The 3,954-nt window shown below is 26.9% G+C and carries 9 protein-coding genes; all 9 read right to left on the bottom strand.

Going from position 1 to position 3,954, the window contains the following annotated elements; genetic code table 11:
- The coding region (locus RMO70_RS16945) for a class I lanthipeptide (protein WP_409025084.1) at positions 1 to 63 on the bottom strand (63 nt) is incomplete at its 3' end.
- A gap of 10 nt (positions 64 to 73) precedes the next feature.
- The gene (locus RMO70_RS12140; protein ID WP_310556703.1) at positions 74 to 223 is read right to left on the bottom strand and encodes a class IIb bacteriocin, lactobin A/cerein 7B family; all 150 of its coding nucleotides are present in this window, start codon (positions 221 to 223) and stop codon (positions 74 to 76) included.
- Between the two features lie 10 nt (positions 224 to 233).
- Positions 234 to 383, bottom strand: a complete 150-nt coding sequence (locus RMO70_RS16950) for a class IIb bacteriocin, lactobin A/cerein 7B family (protein ID WP_409025083.1) — start codon at positions 381 to 383, stop codon at positions 234 to 236.
- Between the two features lie 231 nt (positions 384 to 614).
- Positions 615 to 800, bottom strand: a complete 186-nt coding sequence (locus RMO70_RS12145; protein ID WP_310556704.1) for a class I lanthipeptide — start codon at positions 798 to 800, stop codon at positions 615 to 617.
- A gap of 10 nt (positions 801 to 810) precedes the next feature.
- Positions 811 to 963, bottom strand: coding sequence for a class I lanthipeptide (locus RMO70_RS12150; RefSeq protein WP_310556705.1), 153 nt, complete (start codon positions 961 to 963; stop codon positions 811 to 813).
- Between the two features lie 22 nt (positions 964 to 985).
- Complete coding sequence (locus RMO70_RS12155; protein ID WP_310556706.1) at positions 986 to 1,144, bottom strand: class I lanthipeptide; 159 nt, start codon at positions 1,142 to 1,144, stop codon at positions 986 to 988.
- Between the two features lie 12 nt (positions 1,145 to 1,156).
- On the bottom strand, positions 1,157 to 1,333 hold the full coding sequence (locus RMO70_RS12160; RefSeq protein WP_310556707.1) for a class I lanthipeptide: 177 nt from the start codon (positions 1,331 to 1,333) through the stop codon (positions 1,157 to 1,159).
- A gap of 35 nt (positions 1,334 to 1,368) precedes the next feature.
- Positions 1,369 to 1,530: a class I lanthipeptide gene (locus tag RMO70_RS12165; protein ID WP_310556708.1), complete on the bottom strand. Its 162-nt coding sequence runs from the start codon at positions 1,528 to 1,530 to the stop codon at positions 1,369 to 1,371.
- Between the two features lie 780 nt (positions 1,531 to 2,310).
- Positions 2,311 to 3,954: helix-turn-helix domain-containing protein (locus RMO70_RS12170; RefSeq protein ID WP_310556709.1), on the bottom strand; the 1,644-nt coding region annotated here is incomplete at its 5' end.

Consider the following 3,954-nt stretch of genomic DNA (forward strand, 5'->3'; position numbering starts at 1 on the left):
ATTTAATTCTGCAACAGCAACTTTATTGAAAGCTAGCTTGTTGATCCCATTTTGTTTTTTCATCTTCTTAATTTTAGTCTAGTCTTGTTATTAATAAACTGATAATGATTCCTACACAAAGAGGTGAAGTTCCACCATTCACATCTTGCAATTGATTGTCATTTAATTCTGCAACAGCAACTTTATTGAAAGCCAACTTGTTGATTCCATTTTGTTTTTTCATCTTCTTAATTTTAGTCTAGTCTTGTTATTAATAAACTGATAATGATTCCTACACAAAGAGGTGAAGTTCCACCATTCACGTCTTGTAACTGATTCTCGTTTAATTCTGCAACAGCAACTTTATTGAAAGCTAGCTTGTTGATCCCATTTTGTTTTTTCATTTTTTTACTATATTTAATTATTTACTCCTTACTCTATTTTTAGGATTTTCAGGGTGCTCCTTCAATATGTTTTTATTAACAACACTTGCAAAATACTTACTACAGATGCTTCAAATTCTATATTATTTACCGTACGTGGTATCAGCGTGAAAAGAGCATGGTTTCTTTACATCGTTTGTGTTTTAATAAGAACAATTTTTTTATTAATTCCGTATCAATTCCTTTCTGTAACTATATTTGGGCTATAACATTACCCGTAATTTGAATTACAATGGACACACAACAACATCCTGTGCACGTGTCTTCAGATCCTACAATACTAGTTCCTCCATTAACTTGTGTTAATTGGAAAAAGTTTAACTCTGTGACAGCATCCTTATTAAAAACTAGTCTGTCGATTCCATTTTGTTTTTTCATTACCCTTAATTTATTCCATTGTAATTACTATAGTAATCACCACAGAAGGCCAATAAATAGTACCAGAAGTTCCGCCATTCACTTCTTGCAACTGATTCTCGTTTAATTCTGCAACAGCAACTTTATTAAAAGCCAACTTGTTGATTCCATTTTGTTTTTTCATTTTGTTTTTGTTTTTGTTTTAATTACATTAGACGTATAGAAATCCTTGTTAATTCTTGAATTACTGTTGGAACAGGTATATCTTCGGTTCCGCCAACGATATTGTTCAACTCTATTTGATTTAATTCTGTAACAGCAGCTTTATTAAAAGCCAACTTGTTTTTTTTGTTTTCTTTTTTCATTTTTTTTAATTGTTACATCAATTGGTTTTGATCGATAGTGATTGAAATTTTTAAACAGCAGCAACCCGTACATGTTTCTCCACCAATAATTGTTGTTCCTCCATTGATTTCAGTTAACTCTGAAATGTTTAGCTCTGTGACAGCTGCTTTATTGAAAGTCAACTTGTCTTTTTTGATTTGTTTTTTCATCTTAATTTTATTTATTGTTTATTTATTTTAACCTTCTATTCTTGTTTCGTTAATGTAGGAAGACCTATAGTACAAGTGTCTACTATACCATTTGTGTCGGAAGTTCCTCCATTAATTTCAGCCATTTTTTGGTAATTCAATTCTGCAATAACAGCCTTATTAAAAGCTAGTTTGAAATTTGTGTTTTGATTTTTCATTTTTTTTCTACTTTTAAAATTAATATTTAATCTGAATATTCACTAGTTACAGTACTTGTTTAAAGTGCTGTAATGCAAAGCAAAACTTGTGTTTCTTTTTTTTTAAAAACATAATCAGTTGATTCCTATTCTGGAATGCGCTTACCTATTGTTTAAAAAATAAAGAATGTTAACTTTTTAAAAGTTGTGATACTCTAGAAAAATGAGATTTCAAATAAATAATTTTTTCAACTATTTATCTCCCAAAAACTTTTTTCAGAAACTTTTTAATTAATGAGATACAAGAGTTGCGTTGTTTTACAACATCATTTTCTTTTAATTCAAAAATTAAATTTTGATTGAGTTTTTTTTGTTTTTTTAAAGTCATTACTTCTGTTGTTAAAATCTTTACTTAACCAACAGGTAATGTTAAAAATGAAGTTACTTTTGAAATAGTAAAAATTTGTTTTATGAAAAAACTTTTTTACATTTGTAGAAGTATCTCCTAACAGTCGCATGTTGGATTTACATTTTGTTAAATTTTCTTATAAAACAGAGTATCCACACTCTGTTTTATTTTTTTAGTTTTTTAGGTAGTTACTCATTAAAAATTTTCACTACCCTTAAAACCTAAATATTATAGAAATAGATATGAAAATATTTTTCTTATTATTTCTGTGACAAAGTAAAATAGATTTTTTGAGTAAAAAAAACAAAAAACACCCATATTTATAAAAAAAGGGTGTATTTTTTTGGTTTTAAATTATTGATTTACAGGATTTTAAATGAAAAAATGAAAATTTATTTTTCAAGCAATTTATTTATCTTTTTTATGTAAATAGTTGGGCTAATACCTGTTGTAGCGTTAAAGTATTTAGTAAAAGAATCGGAACTCTTGTATCCAATTTCTTCTGCAATGGCATTAATAGAGTAAGATCTTAACTTGGAATTGTTTTTTAATTCAATAATTATATAGTTAATTCTTAACTCGTTTATGTAGGTACTGAAAGTTTTCCCTAATTCGTTGTTTACAATTTTAGATAAATAAGCGGTATTTGTTTTTACTTTTTTAGCAACATTATGTAGTGTACATTCTTGATTAAGGAAATACTTCTTTTCTTCAAGTTTTATTAATTTTTCAAGTATTTCAGTTATTGTTTTGTCTTTTATTACAAATGAGTTGCTTAACATTTCTCCTTCTATTTTTAGATCTTCATCAATATCTTCCGCTTCTATATGATTATCGGCAAAATCAATAAGGAGATTGTTGTCGTCTAAAATGTGTTCTTGAAAATCCATTTGAGTTTCAGAAACAATTGTTTCTTTCAAATTCTGGCTTACATTAGTATCTATTAGCTCTCTTTTTGATAATTCGTTTTCAAAATCATTTATTTTTTGTAGAAGATTGTCAAATCTAACTTGATTCTCATTGTCGTTTTTTTTCTTTCGGTAAAAAATAGAAACAATCACAATAATAAAAATAATGAGAATTATAATTAGAATCTTTTTTTGGGTTATTTGGGCTGTTTTTTGATTATTGATTTCAGAAACGTCAATCTTGTGCAAATAATCGATCGTTTCAATCTTTTTTTGACCTAATTTTTTTTCTTCTTCTATAAATTTTTGAAGGTGTATATTAGAAACACTCAAATTATTGGTTACTTTATAATTTTCTGCCAACAAATAATGTATTTCAGCTAATCTTTCAGAAGAAAGCGCTATTTTATTTTTGTTTTCTAAAATTTGCTCTAGAATTTCTATAGCCTTACTATTTTCATTTTGCAAAGTGTATAATTTTGACATATTAATCAAAATTAGGCGTGTCATTTCTAATATATTACTTTTTTCAGACAACTGTAATGCTTTATCAAATACTTCTTTTGCTTTAGGATAATTGTTTTTATAAATCAGTATAAGTCCTTGTTGATTTAAAAAGTGCATTTCGAATTCATCTAACTTACTCTTTTGTGACTCAACTATTCCCTTTTTTGTATAAATAAAAGCAGAATCTGGCTCGTTCAATTTCAAATAAGCTTTGGAAATACTAAGTTGAATGCCCAAAATAGTTTCTTTCTTAAAATCTTTTCTTTGAATCCCTTTTTTGAATATTTCTAAGGATTCTTTGTATTTGCCTATCTCATAGGTTATATTCCCTTTTTTTATTATTATATAATCGTAAGTATAAGTATCGTTCGTTTTTTTAGCCAAATCCAAACATTCATTGTACAATGAGAGAGCACCATCAAAATCAAACTCACTAAATAAATAATTAGATTTATTTACTTTATAATAAAGTACCGTTTTATCATCATTTATTTGATTCGCTTTTTGTATTGCTTTATCATAATAATAAAAAGCACTATCTTTTTGAGAAATTGTACCACATAAATTAGCTAAATAAAAATAGGCTTTGCTTTCGTATCCGTCATTTTTTTCTTGTTTAGC

It is taken from the genome of Flavobacterium sp., assembly GCF_031422135.1.
Lineage (GTDB): Bacteria > Bacteroidota > Bacteroidia > Flavobacteriales > Flavobacteriaceae > Flavobacterium.

Bases quoted from the DNA above. Each gene is read 5' to 3' on its own strand.
- RMO70_RS12140 (WP_310556703.1), bottom strand. From the start codon at position 223: ATGAAAAAACAAAATGGAATCAACAAGTTGGCTTTCAATAAAGTTGCT.
- RMO70_RS12155 (WP_310556706.1), bottom strand. From the start codon at position 1,144: ATGAAAAAAGAAAACAAAAAAAACAAGTTGGCTTTTAATAAAGCTGCT.
- RMO70_RS12145 (WP_310556704.1), bottom strand. From the start codon at position 800: ATGAAAAAACAAAATGGAATCGACAGACTAGTTTTTAATAAGGATGCT.
- RMO70_RS12150 (WP_310556705.1), bottom strand. From the start codon at position 963: ATGAAAAAACAAAATGGAATCAACAAGTTGGCTTTTAATAAAGTTGCT.
- RMO70_RS12165 (WP_310556708.1), bottom strand. From the start codon at position 1,530: ATGAAAAATCAAAACACAAATTTCAAACTAGCTTTTAATAAGGCTGTT.
- RMO70_RS16950 (WP_409025083.1), bottom strand. From the start codon at position 383: ATGAAAAAACAAAATGGGATCAACAAGCTAGCTTTCAATAAAGTTGCT.
- RMO70_RS12160 (WP_310556707.1), bottom strand. From the start codon at position 1,333: ATGAAAAAACAAATCAAAAAAGACAAGTTGACTTTCAATAAAGCAGCT.